A 20,541-nucleotide genomic window follows, 5' to 3' on the forward strand; every position below is an offset into this window, starting at 1 on the left:
GGGCGCATCCTGGATCAGCGCGTGCGGATGGACAAGTCACGCCGCCGCAAGGCGATCGCGAGCGCTGCGTGGATCGGCAACAGCAGCAGTACCCATTGCAGGTTGTCCTGCGCCTGGAACGACAACCAATGAATCAGCAGGGCCACCAATGCGGCGGCGGCAACCACCCAGCGCAGCACGTCGAACCAGCGTCCGGGCCGGCGCCCGCGGAGCACTGCGATACCGCCGATCAGCAACAGCGCGCACAGCGGGTTGACCAATAACAGGTTGCGGTTGGCCCAGGCCGATTGATGCGCGGTGAAGCCCCATAGATACACCAGCAGCCCGCCGCCGATCGCGCACAGCAGCCAGTACGGCAGCGCAAGTGCGGCCAACAGCCGCTGCCTGCGACCGAGTGCCAGTACGCCGGCAGCGACGATCAGCCCGGTCAGCAGCCACGGCCACCAATGACGTTGCTGTTCGTCCGGCTCCGGTGCGATGCGATGCGGTAGCAACACCTGGGTGGATTGCACCAACGGGCGGCCGACGCTGTTATGCACCTGGGTGAGGCTATCGGCCAGACGCATCGGCACGAAAGCTTCTTCCCAGCGCGACAACGGGCGATCTGCGTACGGCCCCAGGCCCAGGTCGAAGCCCAGCCACATCCACGGGGCAGGGGAGGCCAGGCGCACCGCTTCGCTGCGGAAGGTGTTGCCGCGCGAACGACCGGCCAGCTGCGATTTCAGCGCGCCGCCCATCGCTCTATCCAGCGTGTCGCGGACCATCGTGGCGCAGTTGGCCACGAAATAATCGTAGTGATAGCGCGCGTTCTCGGGCTGGCTGCGCACGGCCAGCCCATCGGCCAGTGCGCGCGCCTTTTCGGGCGGCAGATCCAGCCACTGGATGCTGACCCCGCGGCCGACGTTACGGTACTGCGACAGGTCTTCCTCCAGCGGCAGCGCCACCAGGTAATACATCATCTCGCCGCGGGTAAAACGCGGCACGAAGTCCGGCTCGCTCGGGTCGAAAAAGCCGAAGTTGTACGAGGTGGCCTGCTGGGTGACCGGGTCGACCACCACGATGGCATCGTGGCCGAAGCGTTCGAAAAACACTTCGCCGGGCTGCATGGTGACCACGCCAACGCGCGGTGCTGGCCCGGTCGTTTCGACGGGCGCCTGAGCGACTGCCACCGGTGCGATCAGCAACGCCAACAACGCCAGGATGCAGAACGCAGCCCATCGCCGAACGCTGCCGCGGCGTAACGCTGCAGCGGAAATGCCATGCAACGGGTTCAAGCGTCGTCCTGCGGGTCGGGCGGCAATATGGTGACGTGGAAGGCATGCACGCGCCGCGCATCGGCCTTGGCCACACGAAACGCAAAGCGCCCCAGGGTCAGCTCTTCACCGGTTTCCGGCAGGTGGCCGATCGCATCGGTGACCAGGCCACCGACGGTGTCGTACTCGTCATCGGGGAAGTCGGCACCAAAGCGCTCGTTGAAATCTTCGATCGGCGTCAGCGCATCGACCACGTAGCGGCCATCGGCCTGAATCGCGATCAGCGAATTCTCTTCTTCGGCATCGTCGTGCTCGTCGTCGATCTGGCCGACGATCTGCTCCAGCACGTCTTCAATGGTGACCAGCCCGGCGACGCCGCCGTACTCGTCCACCACGATCGCCATGTGGTTGCGCGACAGGCGGAATTCCTTGAGCAGCACGTTGAGCTTCTTCGACTCCGGGATCAGCACCGCCGGGCGCAGCAGCTCGCGCACGTTGCCAGGGCCGTTGTCGGCGACCACGCCGCGCAACAAATCCTTGGCCAGCAGGATGCCGAGCACTTCGTCCTTGTTCTCGCCGTGCACCGGGAAGCGCGAATGGCCGGATTCGACCACCTGCTGCATCAGGTCCAGAAAGCGCGCCTCTACGGGGAGCGAGACCATTTGCGAGCGCGAAATCATCACGTCGCCCACGGTGAGCTCGGACACGGAGATCGCGCCTTCCATCATGCGTAAGGTGTCAGCGGCGATGAGACCGTCTTGCTCGGCGGTCCGCAGCAGCGCGACCAGTTCGTCGCGGGTATGGGGTTCGCCAGAGAAGGCAGCGCTCAGGCGCTCGAGCCAGCTACGGCGTTTTTCGGGTGTTTCTTGGGATTGGCTACTGTCGTCTTCTGACATCGTGACGGTGGACGGCACCCGGCAAACCAGGCGATAGCGGTCAGTCTAACAGGAAGCCGCTAAGGCGCTGTGGACAGGGCGCAGGGGCGCCCGCTGTCAGGGTAGATCCAGGCTGTAACCGCAGCCGACCACGGTCTTGCCGGGGTGGGATTTCACGTTGGAGACGCTGAGCACCACCGATTCGATCATCGCCTCGCCGGTCTTCGGATTGGTGGTGTCTTCGCTGACCAGCTCGCGGCCGTACATGATCTTGTCGGCGTTATCCACACCCAGTTCCAGGTTCAACTGCTTGGCCAGCGGGCGCGGGTCGGGCAGGTCCAGTAACGCCATGATGCTGGCGCCGGAAAACGCGATGTGGGTGGTGCTGTGGCCGAACACGCTGATCGGCGTGTTGAGCGTGTATTCGGTCATGAACAGGTTGGCCTGCTCCAGCGGCGTCCAGCCCAGCGCGACCGCTTTGAGCGGGTCGGCCAGTACCGGCGCCAGCGCGCTGAAGTCGCCGATGCGCTGGCGGCATTCGATCAACGCGGACAGATCGGGCCGCACCGGCGCGGCCTGGGCCCAGGCGGTGGAGGAGGTCAGCAACAGCAAAACAGCTGCGACGCCGGCACGCATCAAAGTTCCCCCGCGTACGGGTCGTCGATGCCGAGATCAGCCAGGATCTCGCGTTCGAGTTGTTCCATCGCATCGGCCTCCTTGTCGTCTTCGTGGTCCCAGCCGAGCAGATGCAAGGTGCCATGCACGGTCAGATGCGCGTAATGCGAGGCCAGCGATTTGCTTTGTTCGGCCGCCTCGCGCGCCACCACCGGCGCGCAGATCACCAGATCGCCCAGCAGCGGCATCTTGACGCCCTTGGGCAGGCCTTCGGGCAACTCGGCCGGGAAGCTCAGCACATTGGTGGCGTAATCCTTGCCGCGGTAATGATGGTTGAGCGAGCAGCCTTCCTTTTCATCGACAATGCGCACCGCCAGATCGGCCTCGCGGATGCGTCCCTTCAGCGCGGCAGCCACCCACTTGCGAAAACTCACCGCCGAGGGCAAACCGGCGCGCGGCAGCGCGTAACTGACAGCGACGTCGAGACGGACAGGTCCACGGGTCATGGCGAGAGTTTCCTGGGCAAGAGGGATTCAGTGGGAGCAGGTGATCGGCGACTTCACTGCGGGCCCGCCGGCAACGCCGTCACTCGCACGAGCGAGCGGGCCACGGCTGCAGCCACGATTGTAATCCCGGACATTCACGGTTGAAACGACGCCGGATTGTCGCGGTCTGCGGCTCCCGCGAACGACCTGCCTGCCGGCACAGGGCCGGCACGGTGCTGCATCACTCCGTCTCGCTCTTGGCAGCGTCCTGCTGATCGCGGCGTTCATACGCAGTCACGATGCGCTGCACCAGCGGGTGGCGCACCACGTCGCGTGCTTCGAAAAAGGTGAAGCTGGCGCCGTCCACATCGCGCAGCACTTCCACCGCATCGCGCAGGCCGGATTTGACGTGTTTGGGCAGGTCGATCTGGGTCAGGTCGCCGGTGATCACTGCGGTGGAGCCGAAGCCCAGGCGGGTCAGGAACATCTTCATCTGCTCGATGGTGGTGTTCTGCGCTTCGTCGAGAATCACGTAGGCATCGTTGAGCGTGCGGCCGCGCATGTAAGCCAGCGGCGCGATCTCGATGACGTTGCGCTCCAGCAGCTTGACCACTTTTTCCACGCCCAGCATTTCGTACAGCGCGTCGTACAGCGGGCGCAGGTACGGGTCCACCTTCTGGCTCAGATCGCCGGGCAGAAAGCCCAATTTTTCGCCGGCTTCCACCGCTGGACGCACCAGAATCAGTCGCTGCACGCGCGATTCGTTCAAGGCTTCCACAGCGCAGGCGACCGCCAGGAAGGTCTTGCCGGTACCAGCCGGGCCGATGCCGAAGTTGATGTCGTGGGTGGCGATCGCATGCAGGTACTTGGCCTGATTGGCGCCGCGTCCACGCACAGTGCCGCGCTTGACCTTGATCGCCACGTCCTGGGCTTCGTAGGAACGCTCGACCACGTGTTCGACGTTGGCATCGTTCAGGCGCAGATGGATCGCGTGGTTGTCGAAAAGGGTGGAGGCGGCCTCGTCGTACAACGCGATCAGCAGCGTCTGCGCGGCGGTGATGGCCGGCTCCGGGCCGGTGACACGGAAGATGTTGCCGCGGTTGGCGATCTCCACGCCGAGCTTGAGTTCGATCTGGCGCAAGTGCGCGTCGAATGGGCCGGCCAGATTGGCCAGGCGCTCGGTGTCGTCGGGTTCCAGGGTGAAGTCGCGGTGTGCAGATGAGTTCATGGTCGGCTCGGACAGCGCATGCATGCGGCGTCGGTAGGGCGGGGCGAAAAGGGTAGCGCGCAGCGTGTGATCCCACCAACACGCCCGGCGGCACGGCGGCGTGACCATGCGCGTGCCCGCCTGCGCGTTCGAGTTCTCCACAAGCGCTGTGGAGTCACGCATCCACAATCTGTGGATAGAATTGGTGACGCTTACTGGCGTAAGGCCTGGCAGGGTGGTGGTGAAAAAAACGCCAGTGCGCACGCGCTTGTCCACAACCGATGTGGATCGAATTCGGTAAAGCCTGTGGGTAAGTGTCACGCGGCCTTGTGTAGCAAGGCGTTGTGGATGGGTGGCGAATTTTTCGCCACCAGTGCGCGCAGCGAGCGACGCGACGGATCATGTCGATGCTTGTCGTTGTCTGCGACTGCAAAGAGACAGCTCAGGTGAGCCGTATGAGCGTGGCTGGCGCAGGTTGTATGGATCGCCGGCAGTGCGTGCTGCACACAATGCCTTCAACATGGCGCCGAGCAATCCGGCGCCTGCGCTGTATCAGCGTGCGCTTTCATCCAGATGGATGCGACCACGCAGCGAATTGCTCATCGCCTCGGTGATCAGCACATCGACGAATTGCCCGATCAGGCGCGCATTGCCGGGGAAATTCACCGGGCGCATGTTCTCGCTCTTGCCGGTCAATTCGTTGGGATCGCGCCGCGAGGGGCCTTCCACCAACACCCGCTGCACGCTGCCCACCATGGATTGCGAAATACTCGTGGCATGCGCATTGATCTGCGCCTGCAAGCGTGCCAGGCGCGCCTGTTTGACGGCGTCGGGCGTGTCGTCCTGCAGATCCGAGGCAGGCGTTCCAGGACGACGCGAATAGATGAAGGAAAAGCTCTGATCGAAGCCCACATCTTCGATCAACTTCATGGTCTTTTCGAAATCCGCTTCGGTTTCGCCGGGGAAGCCGACGATGAAATCCGAGCTGATCGAAATGTCCGGGCGCACCGCGCGCAACTTGCGGATCTTGGATTTGAATTCCAGCGCGGTGTAGCCGCGCTTCATCGCCGACAGAATCCGGTCGCTGCCGGCCTGCACCGGCAAGTGCAGATAGTTGGCCAGCTGCGGCACGTCGCGATACGCATCCACCAGCGAATCGGAAAATTCCAAGGGATGCGAGGTGGTGAAACGAATGCGACCGATGCCGTCGATCTGCGCGATGGTGCGAATCAGCAAGCCCAGATCCGCGTATTGCGCGGCGTCTCCCGCATCGGCGCCATACGCACCGCGATACGCGTTGACGTTCTGGCCAAGCAGATTGATCTCGCGCACGCCTTGCGCGGCCAGTTGCGCCACTTCCACCAGCACGTCTTCGAACGGCCGGCTCACTTCTTCGCCGCGGGTATAGGGCACCACGCAGAACGAGCAGTATTTGGAGCAGCCTTCCATGATCGACACGAACGCCGAAGGGCCATCGGCACGCGGCTCGGGCAGGCGATCGAACTTTTCGATTTCCGGGAAGCTGATGTCCACCTGCGACTTGCCCGATTCGCGCCGCGCGCGGATCAGCTCGGGCAGGCGATGCAGCGTCTGCGGGCCGAACACCAGATCCACATACGGCGCGCGCTTGACGATGGCTTCACCTTCCTGCGAGGCCACGCAGCCGCCAACACCGATGATCACCGGGGTGCCGCCGGCCTTGTGCCTGCTCTCCTTGAGCAGGCGCCAGCGGCCCAGCTGGCTGAACACCTTTTCCTGCGCCTTCTCGCGGATGGAGCAGGTATTGACCAGCACCACGTCGGCGTCTTCGGGGTTGTCGGTCAGCTCCAGGCCTTCGGAGGCGGCGAGTACGTCGGCCATCTTGGCCGAGTCGTACTCGTTCATCTGGCACCCGTGGGTCTTGATGTACAGCTTGCCGCGCACCACGGCAGGCGCTGTCGGGCGTGCTACGGGCAGCGGCAACAGGTCGGGTGCGTCCACGGCGGTGGCCGCGGACAGATCGGAAACGGATGTCCCGGGCATGGCGCTTATTCCAGGCGGGTAGAAGATAGCCGCGTAGTTTACCCGCTTGCGCCGGCTGCGTCCGGATGCTCAGGACCTGGCATTGATCGCCTCGGCGCGGCCGACTGCCGGCCGGTCGGCCATGCGTGCAATGTAGGCGCGGGTGGTGGCAGGCGGGTCGACCAGGCCGAAATCGACCATCCAGCCAAGCGCGCCGCCCCACAGCACATCGGCCGCGCTGCAACGATCGCCCAACAGATAGTCGCCCTTGGCCAGCTGCGCATCGACCACCTGCAGCACCGTGTCGCAGTCGGCGTACGGCGAGATCGCGCGCGGCGGGGCGTCGCGCTTCATCGCGCGGTCGATGATCGCCGGTTCGAACGCCGAACCGTAGAAGGCCAGCCAGCGCAGATAGGCGCCGCGATCGGCATCGCCCGGTGCGGGCGACAGGCCGGCTTCCGGATACAGCTCGGCCAGGTACTGATAGATCGCGCCCTGTTCGGTGACCACGCTGTCGCCGTGCCGGATCGCCGGGATCTTGCCCATCGGGTTGATCGCCAGATACTCAGGCGCGAGCTGCTCGCCTTTTTCCAGATCGAGGATCTGCAGGCTGTAGCTGGCGCCGAGCTCTTCCAGCAAGACCAGCACGCCGCGCGAGCGCGAGCGGGGATTGTGGAAAAGTGTGATGTGGCGGTCGTCGGGCATTGCGGGTCCTTGGTGGCCAGGAAGAAGAGTGCAAGTAGCGGGCATTGGTGCAGGGACACGTGATGACGCAATCCTATACAGCTATTGCGGACACTTTCTGTCCGCAATACGGTGAGGCGATGGCCTCGACCGCTGCCCGCCTGTTGCGTCTGCTTTCTCTGCTGCAAGGCGGCCGGAGCTGGTCCGGCGTGGCCCTGGCTGAGCGCCTGGAAATTCATCCGCGCAGCGTGCGGCGCGATATCGACCGCCTGCGCGAGCTCGGCTACCCGATACAGGCCGCGCCCGGAACCGGTGGCGGCTACCGGCTGGGGCAGGGCGCAGCCGCCTTGCCGCTGTTGTTCGAAGAAGACGAAGCGCTCACCGTGGCGATCGCCTTGCGCGCGGCCGCGCCGACGATCCGCGACATGGACGCGGCAGCGGCGCGGGTGCTGGCCAAGCTCGATCCGCTGTTGCCGCGACGCAGTGGCCAGCGCGCCAGCGCCGCGCATGCGGCCATGGCCAGTCTGCCGATCATGGACGCCAGCGCGTTGGTGGACGCGGCACTGCTGGCGCAACTGGCCAGTGCCTGCCGCGACCGCATTACCTTGCGGCTGGACTATCGCCGCCACTCTGGCGCGCCGATCACCCGCTGCGTCGAGCCGGCGTTGCTGGTGAATTACGGGCGGCGCTGGTACTTGCTGGTCTGGGACTGCGAGCGCCAGGACTGGCGCACCCTGCGTGCCGACCGTATCGATCAGGCCGTCGCGACCGGCGCGCAGTTCGCCGCCCGCGCGCTGCCGGAAGAACCGCTGCAGTTGTTGCGCAAGGCGATCGGCGAGTCGCCATTCCCATGCCGGGCGCGGGTACGCCTGCAAGGCACGCTGGATGCACTCGCCGCGCGCATTCCGCCCTGGCTGGGGGCGCTGGAAGCCGACGGCCCCGCGCATTGCTGGCTCGGTCTGGGCGCCCCGAGCATGCCGGCCCTGGCGGCCAATCTGCTGCTGCTCGAACTGCCGTTCGAGGCGATCTCTCCCGCCGATATGCGTGAACCGCTGACCCAGGCCCTGAACGCGTTGCGCGCGCAACTGGACCAGCTACCCCGGTAACGCCGGCCGACACTTGGCAAGCCCAGGGCAAGCTGGGACACTCCGCCACATGAAGGGGATGTCAAGAGTGCTGGGGCTGTTACTTGTCACGTTGTCGGCGGCGCCGGCCAGCGCCGGCACCTTGTACAAGTGCGTCAGCGGCGACGGCATCACCAGTTATTTGAGCAAGCGCCAGAGCGGCGCCGCCTGCAGCGTCATCAGCAGCTATACCCCGGATCGATCTGCGCGCCGCACGCCGCCGTCTTCGGTGCGCGCGACGCCAGGCTCGATTGCCGGCCCGGCACGCAGCATCGCCAATATCGACAGCGGCGCGCCGGCCACCATCATCAGCCAGTCGGTCAGCCAACCGGTCAGCCAACCGCCACGTCGCGCTGCCGAGGTCGCTTCAGCGGTGGTGCCGCGCGCGCTGCCGGTGTCGGAGACGTCCATCGTGCAAACGCCTGCCGCCGCAACGGCGGTCAATCCGCGTCGGGTGGTCAGCGGGCAGGTCTATTCCTATATGAAGGACGGCGTGCGCCACTACACCAGCGCCCGCCCGCGTCAGGTCGCCAGCATCGAAGGCCTGCGCACCATCCATTACAGCTTTATCGAGACCTGCTACGCCTGCGGCGCCAAGCCCGGTGTCAACTTCGGTGCGATCCGGCTCAACACCAATGCCTACCAGCAGGAAATCACCGCGGCGGCACGTGAGTTCGGGGTCGAAGAAGCGATCGTGCGCGCGATCATCCACGCCGAGTCGGCCTACAACCCGCTGGCGCTCAGCCGTGCCGGTGCGCAAGGGCTGATGCAGCTGATGCCCGGAACCGCGCGCCGCTTCGGCGTCAGCGACGCCTATGATGCATCGCAAAATATTCGCGGCGGCGTGCAGTATCTGTCCTGGTTGTTGAAACGCTTCAACGGCGATCTCACGCTTGCCGCTGCCGGCTACAACGCGGGCGAGGGCGCGGTGGATCGCTACGGCGGCGTGCCGCCGTACAGCGAGACCCAGCGCTATGTGCAACGCGTCGGCCTGCTGGCCGGTCGCTATCGCGGGCAGACCACGGCAGCCAACTGAGCTGCGTGCGTTATCGACACGCATCTGCATGCAGCGTTTGCACAGCGCAGCTCCGACTGCGTACATTGCATTGTCTGTGCATTAAGCGTTCCGCTACACTGCGGTCGATTCATCGCGGCTGGACCCCCCGCCAGCCGTTGGCAGCCTCACGCTACCTAATCAAGATCGGAGAGCCGGATGGCCAACGATGGGGTTAACGCACCTGCTGATCTCGGGCGTCGTCGGTTTTTGACCGCGACAACCTCCGTGGTCGGTGCGGTCGGAGCAGGATTTGTTGCAGTTCCGTTCGTGAAGTCGTGGAATCCCAGTGCACGCGCCAAGTTGGCCGGCGCACCGGTGACTGCCGACATCAGCGCCTTGCAGGAAGGGCAACGGCTGGTTCTGGAGTGGCGCGGTCAGCCGATCTGGATCGTCAAGCGCTCCAAGGCGATGCTCGACGCACTGCCCTCGCTGGACGACCGGCTCAAGGACCCCAAGTCCGAGAACAAGGACCAGCAGCCGGACTACGTGCTGAAGAATCCCGAGTACCGCTCGATCAAGTCCGATATCTCGGTATTGGTGGGCCTGTGCACGCATCTTGGGTGTTCGCCGGAGATGGTTGCCGAGATCCGGCCCGAGCCCTACGACCCGCAATGGAAGGGCGGCTACTTCTGCCCCTGCCATAAATCGCGCTTCGACATGTCCGGCCGCGTCTTCGACGGCGTGCCGGCACCGATCAACCTGCTGGTGCCCCCACACCACTACGTGGACGACAACACGCTGGTCATCGGTGTCGATCCGGATGGCGCCGGTACGTCGGCCAAAAGCACGGGGGCTGCCTGATGAGCAATATTCTTGTCCGTACCGCGAACGGCGTGTTCGAGTGGGTCAACGAGCGCGCGCCCGGCTTGATGCCGGTCTATCGCAAGCATGTCAGCGAGTACTACGCGCCGAAAAACTTCAACATCTGGTACTACTTCGGCTCGCTGGCGATGGTGGTGCTGGTCAACCAGATCGTCACCGGCATCTTCCTGACGATGCACTACAAGACCAGCGCCGCCGATGCGTTCGCTTCGATCGAATACATCATGCGCGATGTGGAGTGGGGCTGGCTGATCCGCTACATGCACAGCACCGGCGCCTCGCTGTTCTTCATCGTGGTGTATCTGCACATGTTCCGCGGGCTGATGTACGGCAGCTACCAGAAGCCGCGCGAGCTGGTGTGGATCCTCGGCATGCTGATCTATCTGGTGCTGATGGCCGAAGCCTTCATGGGCTATGTGCTGCCCTGGGGGCAGATGTCGTTCTGGGGCGCGAAGGTGATCATCTCCTTGTTCGGCGCCATTCCGGTGATCGGCAATGGCTTGACCGAATGGATCATGGGCGACTATCTGCCCGGCGATGCCACGCTCAACCGCTTCTTTGCGTTGCACGTCATTGCGTTGCCGTTGGTGCTGTTGCTGCTGATCGTGCTGCACCTGGGCGCGCTGCATGAAGTGGGCTCCAACAATCCCGATGGCGTCGACATCAAGAAAGGTCCCAAGGGCAATCGCTGGGATGCGCATAAGCCGGCCGACGGTATCCCGTTCCATCCGTATTACACGGTCAAGGATCTGGTCGGTGTCGGCTTTCTGCTGCTGATCGCGGCTTTCATCATTTTCTTCGCGCCGGCCTTCGGCGGTCTGTTCCTGGAGCATGACAACTTCACCGAGGCCAACCGGCTGGTGACCCCGGAGCACATCAAACCGGTGTGGTACTACACGCCGTACTACGCGATGTTGCGGGTGGTGCCCAACAAGCTTGGCGGCGTGGTGGTGATGTTCTCGGCGATCGCGATCCTGTTTCTGGTGCCATGGCTGGATCGCGCCAAGGTGCGTTCGATCCGCTACCGCGGCTGGATCTCCAAGGTCGCGCTCGGCGTGCTGGTGGTGTGCTTCGTATGGCTGGGCGTAATCGGCTCCGGTCCTGGCACCGACGCACACGAAACCTATGTCGGGCGGGTGCTGACCTTCCTGTATTTCGCCTTCTTCATCACCATGCCTGTGTGGACACGGATAGATAAGACCAAACCGGTACCGGAGCGGGTGACCACGCATGACTAAGCACATCGTGAAGTCATGGAAGTCACGCATGGTCGCGCTGCTATGCGGCTTGGTGGTTGCCGGCGGCGCGATGGCGGCCGAAGGCGGCGCAGTACAGCAGGCCGGAAACGATCTAAGCGATCGTGCCTCGCTGCAACGTGGGGCGCAGTTGTTCATGAACTATTGTTCGGGCTGCCACTCGCTGAAATACCTGCGCTATTCGCGCATGGCCAGCGATCTGGGCTTGAGCGAAGCGGAGGTCATGGCCAACCTCAACTTCACCGGCGCCAAGATCGGCGAGCACATCGAAGGCACCATGCCGCACGATGCAGCGACCAAATGGTTCGGCAAGGCGCCGCCGGATCTGACCCTGATCGCCCGCGTGCGCGGCACCGACTGGGTCTATACCTACCTCAAGTCGTTCTATTTGGATCAGACCCGTCCATTGGGCTGGAACAACCAGTTGTTCCCGAACGCGTCCATGCCCAATCCGCTGTGGGAACTGCAAGGCCTGCAGCAGGCGCAGTACGGGCCGCCGGATAAAGCGACCGGCGACAAGCCGGTGCAGGCGCTCAAGCTCGGTCAAACTGGACGCCAGACACCAGTCGAGTTCGATCAGACCGTGCGCGATATCTCCAACTTCCTGGAATACGCGGGCGAGCCGGCGGCGCTGAAGCGGCAAAGCATGGGCGTGTGGGTGATTCTGTTTCTGGCCCTGCTGACCTTCATCGCCTATCTGCTCAAGAAGGAATATTGGAAGGACGTGCATTGATCGCGCTGTGAGTGCGGCAGCGACCGTGCAATGTCGCGGCCGCCCGACGCAGCGAACACAGCTTGGCGATCGCCAAGCGTTTGTGGAAGCTGCGGAAGAACCGGACTGGACGCGTGGTGCGTGCCGATTTCCGCCACCAGCTACGTCCGTCCGGCTGTCGCGCAATCAGTTCTGTTAGCCGTCTTTGGCGCTATCTCGATGGTCCCAGGCCGTGTTGGCCAGTTGGTCGAGGGCGCGATGCCCTCACCGCTTGCGGGACACGCAGCAAGTACGTCCATGTAGGCTCGGTGGCGGCATCCATGCCGCCACACGGTCCCGCAATCGGCGAGGACACCGCACCAGACAGTTTGCTGGTTGCTTGAAAACATGCACACCAACTATCTCGACTGGTCCTTGCCGGCCCACCATCGCGGGACCTTACGCGGCATGGATGCCGCGTAAGAGCCTACACGGACGTACTTGCGGCGTGTCCCGCGATGGTGGGCCGGCAAGGACCCTGCAGCAAATCCGCAGATCAGCCGCGAACCAACATGCCGATGACGCTACAAGGGCGTGCTTGCGGCGTGTCCCGCGACGGTGGGCAGGCAAGGGCCCTGCAGCAAATCCGCAGATCAGCCGCGAACCAGCATGCCGATGACGCTACAAGGGCGTACTTGCGGCGTGTCGCGCGATGGTGGGCGGGCAAGGGCCCTGCCGCAAACCCGCAGATCAGCCGCAAACCCACCTGTCGATGATGCGTAATCGCCTGGCACGCCCGTCATTCAACAAGACAACATGGCCTGTTCGTGTTTTGAGGCCTTATCACCCTTGGCTTTTGCGTGACGTGATTGCACACTCGAAGGACCGTGGTGACGGTCGGCGTTGGGCCGGCTGCGCCGATGCGGCCGGCGGATTCCGGTCGTCGGAGAGCCTTGAATGGCGACGAGTGTGCGTATGCGAAATACCTTGACTTTGTTTTCGTCCAACGACGACGTGTTGTGCCACCGGGTCCGCTTGGTCCTGGCGGCGAAAGGGGTGACCTACGACCTGGTGCCGGTCGACCCACAAAATCCTCCCGAAGATCTGATCGATCTCAATCCCTATCACTCGGTTCCCACCCTGGTCGAACGCGACCTGGTGCTATACGCCGCATCGGTGGTCAGCGAGTACCTGGACGAGCGCTATCCGCATCCGCCGCTGATGCCGGTCGACCCGCTGTCGCGCGCGCGCCTGCGTCTGGCGATGCTGCGGATCGAGCACGACTGGGTGCCGCAGGTGCAGGCCATCCAGCTCGGCAACAAGACCCAGGCCGAAGCCGGCCGCAAGCGCCTGAAGGAACTGCTCACCGCATCGGTGCCGTTGTTCAAGGCCAGCAAATTCTTCCTCAATCCGGAAATGAGTCTGGCCGATTGCGCCATGGCGCCGATCATCTGGCGACTGGACGCATTGGAGATCGGGCTGCCCAAGGACGGCAAGGCGATCGAGGACTACGGCAACCGGATCTTCCGCAATCCCGGCTTCATCCGCAGCCTGACCGATCAGGAACGCAAACTGCGCGACATGCCGGGCTGATGCCAGGGCTGTATGCCAACAGACCGAGGTCCGATCGTAGCGCCGCCGCTGCGGGCCGTGTGCGGGTAAAATGACGCCATGAGCGAAGATTTCCCCCGCATGACCAGCCATCGCCCGTACCTGTTGCGGGCCTTGGTCGAATGGATCAACGACAACGGCATGACGCCGCACGTTCTGGTGGACGCAGGATTGCCTGGCGTGCAGGTGCCTGCCAGTGCCGTCAAGGACGGTCGCGTCGTATTGAACATCGCCGAGCGCGCCGTGGTCGGGCTGCAGGTCGACAACGAAAGCGTGCGCTTTACTGCACGCTTCGGCGGCGTCAGCTATCCGGTGATGGTGCCGATGGCCGCCGTGCTGGCGGTGTACGCACGCGAGACCGGGCAGGGCATGGCCTTGCCGGACGACATCCCGGGTACCAGCACCGAGCCACCGGATCCCGGTGCACCGCCGCCACCGAGCCCGCCTACGCCGGACGAGCCGCCAAGCGCCGGCAAGCGCCCCCATTTGCGTGTGGTCAAGTAAGTGGGCGTCCGGGCGCGCATTGCGCGTCCGGCGTTTGATGTGTGGCAGGCGCTTCGGTTACTGATGCGCACTGTGCGCATGCGGCACAGATGGACAATGGTGCTGCGACAAGCAGACATGCTGCTGGGCAGGCACGCTGCAGTCGACGCATCGGAGCTGTCGATGCGTCATCAGCGCAGCGCAGACTTCAGTGGCACATGCTCAAGCGCAGACGATGCATTCGGATCTGCGCAAACCAGTCAAGCCACACTTAATTCAAGCGCTGATGATCCGGGTTCAGCGGCGTCACCGTGCCCACTTGCGGGCCGGTAAAGGCGATCAGCTGGTCGCCGCGCAGCACCAGACGGCCACTGTGGCGGTCGACACCATCGTGCGAATACTCGAAACGAAACGTCCGCTCGAAGCCCAGCCAACCATTGGGTTTGCGACAAATACGGATGTTGGTGGAATGCACGCTCTGGTCCAGCCACTGCACATCGGCAGCGCGGCAGGCATTGCGGCCGAGGATATCGGCGCGTTCGGCAGCGGCACGCGAGGAGTTCCAGAACGCGTACAGCGCGGCGCCGGCAATCATGAAGAGAATAAGGCTGGGCATGGGCGCCAATGTGCCACGGCATGTGCCTGATCGACAATCGTCATGCCGGGCCGCAGCGTTGCGTTGGCCGGTAGCAGGACATCCTGCATCGCCCAGTATCCGACGATCACGCAGCTAGCGTCCTCGTTGCACCGGCAATGGCAGCGTCCTCGCTGTCCCAGCAATGGCTGAGCACACGTCGCAAACGTGCATCGGCTTGGCGCGAACGGCGCGCATAGGCCGATATGTATCCGCGATACGTCGATTGCGAGCGCTGAACACACTCGTCTGAAGGCTAGGCAGCAGCATCGATCACCGCACTAAACGATTCACCGCCATCGCGGTGGCTGGCTTGCGTCGGCGACCGCGCACCCCCATCCAGTGAACTCCCGCCGAGTTGAATCCGCGCACCGCTCGCTCTAACTTGACGCGACGGTTCGGGGCATCGCCTATGCATCCTGTTCTGCAGCAGTTCCATCCTGTCGTGGCCGCGTGGTTCGCGCAGACCTTTGCTGCGCCCACGCCGGCGCAGATTGCCGCGTGGCCGGCGATCCAGGCCGGTCGGCACACCCTGGTGGCTGCGCCGACCGGTTCGGGCAAGACGCTGACCGCGTTCTTCGCCGCCATCGATGCGCTGATCCGCGATGGTCTGGCCAACGGCGGCGCATTGCCGGACGAAACCCGCGTGGTCTACGTGTCGCCGCTGAAGGCGCTATCCAACGACATCCATCTCAATCTGGACGCGCCGCTGCAAGGCATCCGCGCAGCCCTGCGCGCAGACGGTTTGCCGGATGTGGCAGTGCGCACCGCGGTGCGTACCGGCGACACACCGCAGCGTGAGCGGGCCAGACTGCGGCGCGTGCCGCCGCATATTCTGGTGACCACGCCGGAGTCCTTGTATGTGCTGCTGGGCTCGGCCTCCGGGCGCAACGCGCTGCGGCACGTGCGCACCGTCATCGTCGATGAAATCCATGCGGTGGCGGCAGACAAACGCGGTAGCCATCTGAGCCTGACGCTGGAGCGTCTGCAACGATTGGCCGAGCGCCCGATCACCCGCATCGGGCTGTCTGCCACGCAGAAGCCGATTGAAACGGTCGCGCAATTTCTGGTCGGCGTCGGCGAAGCCGGGCAACTTCCACCGCAGTGCGAGATCGTGGATATCGGCTACACCCGCACGCGCGATCTCGCGCTGGCCTTGCCGCCGACGCCGCTGAGCGTGGTGATGTCCAACGACCAGTGGCTGCAGGTATACGCCGAGGTAGCCGCGCTGGCGCAGCAACACCGCACTACGCTGGTGTTCGTCAATACCCGGCGCATGGCCGAGCGGGCCGCGCGGCATCTGGGCGATCTGCTCGGCAAACAGCGCGTGGCCGCACATCACGGCAGCCTGTCGCGCGAGACGCGCCTGCTGGCCGAGCAGCGCCTCAAGGCTGGCGAATTGACCGTATTGGTGGCCACCGCATCGCTGGAACTCGGGCTGGATATCGGCGATGTCGACTTGGTCTGCCAGCTCGGCTCGCCACGTTCGATCGCCACGTTTCTGCAACGCGCCGGACGCGCCGGGCATGCGGTTGGTGGCACGCCGAAGGCGCGGCTATTTCCGCAGACCCGCGACGAGTTGGTCGAATGCGCTGCGCTGCTCGATAGCGTGCGCCGCGGCGAGCTGGACGCGCTACGGATTCCGCTCGCGCCGATCGATGTGCTTGCACAACAACTCGTGGCCGAGGCCGCCTGCGAGGACTGGGACGAAGATGCGCTGTTCGCGCTGGTGCGCCGCGCGTGGCCATTCGCTCAGCTGCGCCGGGAGACGTTAGATCGCGTGGTGGGCATGCTGTGCGATGGCTTCAGTACCCGGCTCGGGCCGCGTGCGGGGTATCTGCATCGCGATGCGGTGCACCGCCGCCTGCATGCACGCCGTGGCGCGCGCATGACCGCGCTGACCTCCGGCGGCACCATTCCCGAAACCGGCGATTACAGCGTGGTGCTGGAGCCGCAGGCGGAAAAGATCGGCACGGTGAACGAGGATTTCGCGGTCGAAAGCCTGACTGGCGATGTGTTTCAGCTCGGCAATGCCAGCTACCGCATCCTGCGCGTGGATGCGGGCCGCGTGCGCGTCGAAGATGCCAAGGGCGCGCCGCCGAACATTCCGTTCTGGCTGGGCGAGGCGCCGGGCCGCAGCGATGAATTGTCGGCGGCGGTGTCGCGGTTGCGTGGCGAGATCGCCACACAGCTGGACAGCATGCCCCTCGATGCCACGCCGTTCGAAGGCGCGCTACTCGACAGCACGCCACGCGCCACCGCGCCACATCAAGCCGCCTGTGATTGGCTCTGCAGCGAGTTGGGTCTGGCCGCAGAAGCCGCGCGCCAGCTGGTGGACTATCTCGCGCACGCCCGCGCGGCGCTGGGCACCATGCCGACCCAGCAGTGCCTGGTGATGGAGCGCTTCTTCGATGCCAGCGGCGGCACCCAGCTGGTGATCCATTCGCCGTATGGCAGCCGCATCAATCGCGCGTGGGGGCTGGCGTTGCGCAAGCGCTTCTGCCGCACCTTCAACTTCGAATTGCAGGCGGCGGCGACCGAAGATGCGATCGTGCTGTCGCTGTCCACCAGTCATAGTTTTGCATTGGAGGAGGTTGGCCGTTATCTGCACTCGTCATCGGCCGAGCATGTGCTGATTCAGGCGGTGCTGGATGCGCCGCTGTTCGGAGTGCGTTGGCGCTGGAATGCGACCAATGCGATGGCGTTGCCGCGCTTCACCGGCGGCAACAAGGTGGCGCCGCAGTTGCAGCGGATGAAGTCCGAAGATCTGCTGGCGAGCGTGTTCCCCGATCAGGTCGCCTGCGCGGAGAATCTGTTCGGCGAGCGGCAGGTGCCGGACCATCCGTTGGTGACGCAGACGCTGCAGGATTGCCTGCATCAGGCCATGGACAGCGAAGGCTGGTTGCAGGTGCTGCGTGGGCTGGAATCCGGCGCAATCACGGTGGTGGCGCGCGATCTGGCCGCGCCATCGCCGCTGGCGGCCGAAGCCTTGAACGCGCGTCCGTACGCGTTTCTGGACGATGCGCCACTGGAAGAACGCCGCACCCAGGCGGTGCAAAGCCGCCGCTACACGCCGCAGACCAGCGATGATCTGGGCCGGCTCGATCCGGACGCCATCGCCTTGGTGCGCGAGGAAGCCTGGCCGCAGCCACGCGATGCCGAAGAAATGCACGAAGCGCTGGTCGGGCTTGGCGTATTGCCCGTGGACGAAGCCGCCGATGCGCAATGGCAGGCCTGGTTGGCTGCACTGGCTGCCGATGGTCGTGCCAGTTGTCTCGAATTGAACGGTGTGCCCGCGCTGTGGATCAGCGCCGAGCGCATCGACTGGTTCATGCCGCTGTATCCAGATGCGTCGCCACAACCGCCGTTGCAGGCCCCGGCCGATTGCCGTGTCGCCGAGTGGGAACGCGACTGGGCTGTGCGCGAACTGCTGCGCGGGCGCCTGTCTGCGATCGGCCCGGCGCAGGTGCCGGCATTGGCGGGCGCACTGCATTTGCCGCAGGCCGAGATCGTGCTCGCGCTGGCGGCATTGCAGCGCGAGGGCTATGTCATGGCTGGGCAGTTCAGTGCGCAGGCGCAGTCGGAGGAATGGTGCGAACGCCATCTGTTGGCGCGCATCCATCGCTACACCCTGGGGCGCTTGCGCCGCGAGATCGAACCGGTGTCGCAACGCGATTACGCGCGCTTTCTGTTCGAGTGGCAGCACCTCGACAGCGCCAGTCGTGTGGCCGGGCCGGATGCATTGGCCGGTGTTGTCGGGCAGCTGGAAGGTTTCGAAGCGCCCGCGCTGCTGTGGGAGAGCGAGCTGCTACCTGCGCGGGTACGCGACTACCAACCCGCATGGCTGGACGAGTTGTGCACGGCCGGGCGCACCGTGTGGGCACGGCTGCGTCCCGGCGGTGGCCGCAGCAGCGCCGCGTTGCGCGCAACACCCATTGTGTTGCTGCCGCGTCGCGAAGCGCAGCGCTGGAGCAGCTTGGCACGCGGTGTCGATGACGCCCCGTTGGGCTCGCGCGCGCAGCGCGTGGCGGAGGTGTTGCAGCAGCAAGGCGCGTTGTTCTTCGATGAGATCGCCGATGCCGCCCGCTTGATGAGCACCGAGCTGGAAGACGCGTTGAGCGAGCTGGTGATGCGTGGCCGCGTGCATTGCGATAGTTACGCCGGCCTGCGTGCGCTGCTGGTACCGGCGTCGAAGCGGCCGAGCGCGCTGTCGCGCCACCGTCGCCGCGCCAGTGCACTGGGCATTCGCGATGCCGGTCGCTGGGCGCCGGTGCGCACGCTGCCGGAATTACCGTTGGCCGAAGCCGGCGAGCGGCATCAGGAAACCCTCGAACACGTTGCGCGCACGCTGCTGCGTCGTTATGGCGTGGTCTGTTGGCGCTTGCTCGAACGCGAGGCCGCATGGCTACCGCCGTGGCGCGAATTGCTGCGCATGTATCAACGGCTGGAAGCGCGCGGCGAGATCCGGGGTGGTCGTTTCATCGGGGGCCTGTCTGGCGAACAATTCGCGTTGCCGGATGCGATTGCCGCGTTGCGCCGGGTGCGTGCGCAGCCGCTGCAAGGGCAGTGGGTGTGCGTGAGTGCGAGCGACCCCAGCAATCTGCTCGGCAGTCTCCTGCCGGGCGAGCGCATCGCGCGCGTGCCGGGCAATCGCATCGCTTATCTCGATGGCCTGCCGGTGGCGGTGTGGGCGGCAGATCGCTTCCAGCCGCTGCAGGAACTCACCGCTGAGCAAGCCGAACAGGCACTGCGCTTGCTGCAACGTGGCCCGGGCGCTGCCGAGCAGACGCCGATGGAGCAATGGCTGGCTCAGTCGCCCGGCAGCACCGCGCGCGCGCCGGTCACGCGCGGAAGCGGGCGCGACAAATAGCGGCTATCGGGGACCACCCAGCGCCACGGCGCATCCACCGCCTTGCGGATGCCGATGCGCGGCGTTGTCAGCTGAATCGATGGCGGCGGCAGGCCATCGTCTTCGATCCATAGCCGCGCGCTTGCGCTGGTCAGATCCAGCCCGTTATCGGCAGCCGTCACGCCGAAGGCCTGGGCCAGGCGACCGGGGCCGGTGGTCAAGGTCTTGAGCGGGGCAGCGTTACGTGCAGCCTGCATGGAGGCGATCCCGGCCAGCGGCTCGAGCGCGCGAATCAGCACCGCATGGCCAGGTGCGCCGCCGCACACCGCGTTGATCGCCCAATGCATGCCGTAGATGAAATACACATACAGATGCCCGGGCGCACCGAACATCACCTGCGTGCGTGGAGTCATGCCGCGGAACGAATGCGCTGCCGGATCTTCGCTGCCGCAATACGCCTCGACCTCGGTAATGCGCCCACGTCGTCCGTCCGCACTGACCAACACCTTGTTGAGCAATTGCGGTGCGACGCTGCGTGCGTCGTGATCGTAAAACGTGTGCGGGAGTGGCCGAGGCGACATGCACGCAGCCTAGCGGCGCGGGCGTGATGTCGCTGCGGGTGTCCCTCAGGACTGTCCCGGACAACGCGTGAATCGCGGGTAGGATTTTTCCGAATGTGGGCTATTGCGAGCGCATGACCGGTCACAAAAGCGCACATCCAACTGCCTGAATAGGCATTGCGGTAATGCCCGCATCTCAAGCGCGTTTTGCTGGCGCCGATAGCCATTAACGAACGGTTTAGAAACGCCGCGTCGTCGTGATCGCTACCTCGCAGCACGCCATCGCTTGTCCTTGCAGCGCTTGTCGCGCGCACCATCCTCAAGAGAACTTTCC

The 20,541-nt window shown here is 64.8% G+C and carries 17 protein-coding genes; 8 read left to right on the forward strand and 9 right to left on the reverse strand.

Features of this window, described 5'->3' with window-relative positions:
• Positions 1-14: 14 nt before the first annotated feature.
• The 7 genes from AC1PLU_RS09730 to AC1PLU_RS09760 form a co-directional block, all read right to left on the reverse strand.
• Entirely contained in the window at positions 15-1,202 is a 1,188-nt protein-coding gene (locus AC1PLU_RS09730; RefSeq protein WP_481108497.1) for a lipoprotein N-acyltransferase Lnb domain-containing protein, read from the reverse strand.
• Positions 1,203-1,270: 68 nt separating this feature from the next.
• Positions 1,271-2,149: an HlyC/CorC family transporter gene (locus AC1PLU_RS09735; protein WP_104550075.1), complete on the reverse strand. Its 879-nt coding sequence runs from the start codon at positions 2,147-2,149 to the stop codon at positions 1,271-1,273.
• Between the two features lie 96 nt (positions 2,150-2,245).
• Complete coding sequence (locus tag AC1PLU_RS09740) at positions 2,246-2,764, reverse strand: hypothetical protein (protein WP_481108326.1); 519 nt, start codon at positions 2,762-2,764, stop codon at positions 2,246-2,248.
• Positions 2,764-3,249, reverse strand: a complete 486-nt coding sequence (ybeY, locus tag AC1PLU_RS09745) for an rRNA maturation RNase YbeY (protein WP_481108327.1) — start codon at positions 3,247-3,249, stop codon at positions 2,764-2,766. The genes AC1PLU_RS09740 and ybeY overlap by 1 nt, the downstream gene beginning before the upstream one ends.
• 220 nt (positions 3,250-3,469) lie before the next feature.
• Entirely contained in the window at positions 3,470-4,456 is a 987-nt protein-coding gene (locus tag AC1PLU_RS09750; protein ID WP_481108328.1) for a PhoH family protein, read from the reverse strand.
• 531 nt (positions 4,457-4,987) lie between these two features.
• Positions 4,988-6,457: a tRNA (N6-isopentenyl adenosine(37)-C2)-methylthiotransferase MiaB gene (gene miaB, locus AC1PLU_RS09755; protein ID WP_481108329.1), complete on the reverse strand. Its 1,470-nt coding sequence runs from the start codon at positions 6,455-6,457 to the stop codon at positions 4,988-4,990.
• A gap of 69 nt (positions 6,458-6,526) precedes the next feature.
• Positions 6,527-7,141: a glutathione S-transferase family protein gene (locus AC1PLU_RS09760; protein ID WP_481108330.1), complete on the reverse strand. Its 615-nt coding sequence runs from the start codon at positions 7,139-7,141 to the stop codon at positions 6,527-6,529.
• 119 nt (positions 7,142-7,260) lie between these two features.
• Between AC1PLU_RS09760 and AC1PLU_RS09765 the strand changes: the two genes are divergently transcribed.
• The 7 genes from AC1PLU_RS09765 (at position 7,261) to AC1PLU_RS09795 (ending at position 14,185) form a co-directional block, all read left to right on the forward strand.
• Entirely contained in the window at positions 7,261-8,226 is a 966-nt protein-coding gene (locus AC1PLU_RS09765; RefSeq protein ID WP_481108331.1) for a helix-turn-helix transcriptional regulator, read from the forward strand.
• 49 nt (positions 8,227-8,275) lie between these two features.
• Entirely contained in the window at positions 8,276-9,280 is a 1,005-nt protein-coding gene (locus tag AC1PLU_RS09770) for a lytic transglycosylase domain-containing protein (protein ID WP_481108332.1), read from the forward strand.
• Positions 9,281-9,457: 177 nt separating this feature from the next.
• Positions 9,458-10,102: a ubiquinol-cytochrome c reductase iron-sulfur subunit gene (gene petA, locus AC1PLU_RS09775; RefSeq protein ID WP_043907856.1), complete on the forward strand. Its 645-nt coding sequence runs from the start codon at positions 9,458-9,460 to the stop codon at positions 10,100-10,102.
• Positions 10,102-11,361: a cytochrome b gene (locus AC1PLU_RS09780; RefSeq protein ID WP_006449543.1), complete on the forward strand. Its 1,260-nt coding sequence runs from the start codon at positions 10,102-10,104 to the stop codon at positions 11,359-11,361. The genes petA and AC1PLU_RS09780 overlap by 1 nt, the downstream gene beginning before the upstream one ends.
• Positions 11,354-12,112, forward strand: coding sequence for a cytochrome c1 (locus tag AC1PLU_RS09785; RefSeq protein ID WP_193726378.1), 759 nt, complete (start codon positions 11,354-11,356; stop codon positions 12,110-12,112). Before AC1PLU_RS09780 ends, AC1PLU_RS09785 begins: the two co-directional genes overlap by 8 nt.
• A gap of 915 nt (positions 12,113-13,027) precedes the next feature.
• A complete protein-coding gene (locus AC1PLU_RS09790; protein WP_006453247.1) occupies positions 13,028-13,663 on the forward strand; it encodes a glutathione S-transferase N-terminal domain-containing protein in 636 nt (211 codons plus the stop codon).
• Positions 13,664-13,741: 78 nt separating this feature from the next.
• Positions 13,742-14,185, forward strand: a complete 444-nt coding sequence (locus AC1PLU_RS09795; RefSeq protein ID WP_168957348.1) for a ClpXP protease specificity-enhancing factor — start codon at positions 13,742-13,744, stop codon at positions 14,183-14,185.
• Between the two features lie 250 nt (positions 14,186-14,435).
• Here AC1PLU_RS09795 and AC1PLU_RS09800 read toward each other — a convergent pair whose 3' ends face one another.
• Entirely contained in the window at positions 14,436-14,780 is a 345-nt protein-coding gene (locus AC1PLU_RS09800) for a DUF3301 domain-containing protein (RefSeq protein ID WP_481108333.1), read from the reverse strand.
• A 430-nt stretch (positions 14,781-15,210) separates the two neighbouring features.
• On the opposite strand from AC1PLU_RS09800, the gene AC1PLU_RS09805 reads away from it, so the two are divergent.
• The gene (locus AC1PLU_RS09805; protein ID WP_481108334.1) at positions 15,211-19,668 is read left to right on the forward strand and encodes a DEAD/DEAH box helicase; all 4,458 of its coding nucleotides are present in this window, start codon (positions 15,211-15,213) and stop codon (positions 19,666-19,668) included.
• On the opposite strand, the gene AC1PLU_RS09810 is transcribed toward AC1PLU_RS09805, so the two are convergent.
• On the reverse strand, positions 19,608-20,228 hold the full coding sequence (locus AC1PLU_RS09810) for a DNA-3-methyladenine glycosylase (RefSeq protein ID WP_481108335.1): 621 nt from the start codon (positions 20,226-20,228) through the stop codon (positions 19,608-19,610). The genes AC1PLU_RS09805 and AC1PLU_RS09810 overlap by 61 nt on opposite strands.
• Positions 20,229-20,541 lie beyond the last annotated feature (313 nt).

This window comes from Xanthomonas sp. NCPPB 2933, from assembly GCF_056725225.1.

Coding starts and splice junctions, on each gene's coding strand:
- AC1PLU_RS09735 (WP_104550075.1), bottom strand. CDS start 2,149: ATGTCAGAAGACGACAGTAGCCAATCCCAAGAAACACCCGAAAAACGC.
- AC1PLU_RS09740 (WP_481108326.1), bottom strand. CDS start 2,764: ATGCGTGCCGGCGTCGCAGCTGTTTTGCTGTTGCTGACCTCCTCCACC.
- ybeY (WP_481108327.1), bottom strand. CDS start 3,249: ATGACCCGTGGACCTGTCCGTCTCGACGTCGCTGTCAGTTACGCGCTG.
- AC1PLU_RS09750 (WP_481108328.1), bottom strand. CDS start 4,456: ATGAACTCATCTGCACACCGCGACTTCACCCTGGAACCCGACGACACC.
- miaB (WP_481108329.1), bottom strand. CDS start 6,457: ATGCCCGGGACATCCGTTTCCGATCTGTCCGCGGCCACCGCCGTGGAC.
- AC1PLU_RS09760 (WP_481108330.1), bottom strand. CDS start 7,141: ATGCCCGACGACCGCCACATCACACTTTTCCACAATCCCCGCTCGCGC.
- AC1PLU_RS09765 (WP_481108331.1), top strand. CDS start 7,261: ATGGCCTCGACCGCTGCCCGCCTGTTGCGTCTGCTTTCTCTGCTGCAA.
- AC1PLU_RS09770 (WP_481108332.1), top strand. CDS start 8,276: ATGAAGGGGATGTCAAGAGTGCTGGGGCTGTTACTTGTCACGTTGTCG.
- petA (WP_043907856.1), top strand. CDS start 9,458: ATGGCCAACGATGGGGTTAACGCACCTGCTGATCTCGGGCGTCGTCGG.
- AC1PLU_RS09780 (WP_006449543.1), top strand. CDS start 10,102: ATGAGCAATATTCTTGTCCGTACCGCGAACGGCGTGTTCGAGTGGGTC.
- AC1PLU_RS09785 (WP_193726378.1), top strand. CDS start 11,354: ATGACTAAGCACATCGTGAAGTCATGGAAGTCACGCATGGTCGCGCTG.
- AC1PLU_RS09790 (WP_006453247.1), top strand. CDS start 13,028: ATGGCGACGAGTGTGCGTATGCGAAATACCTTGACTTTGTTTTCGTCC.
- AC1PLU_RS09795 (WP_168957348.1), top strand. CDS start 13,742: ATGAGCGAAGATTTCCCCCGCATGACCAGCCATCGCCCGTACCTGTTG.
- AC1PLU_RS09800 (WP_481108333.1), bottom strand. CDS start 14,780: ATGCCCAGCCTTATTCTCTTCATGATTGCCGGCGCCGCGCTGTACGCG.
- AC1PLU_RS09805 (WP_481108334.1), top strand. CDS start 15,211: ATGCATCCTGTTCTGCAGCAGTTCCATCCTGTCGTGGCCGCGTGGTTC.
- AC1PLU_RS09810 (WP_481108335.1), bottom strand. CDS start 20,228: ATGTCGCCTCGGCCACTCCCGCACACGTTTTACGATCACGACGCACGC.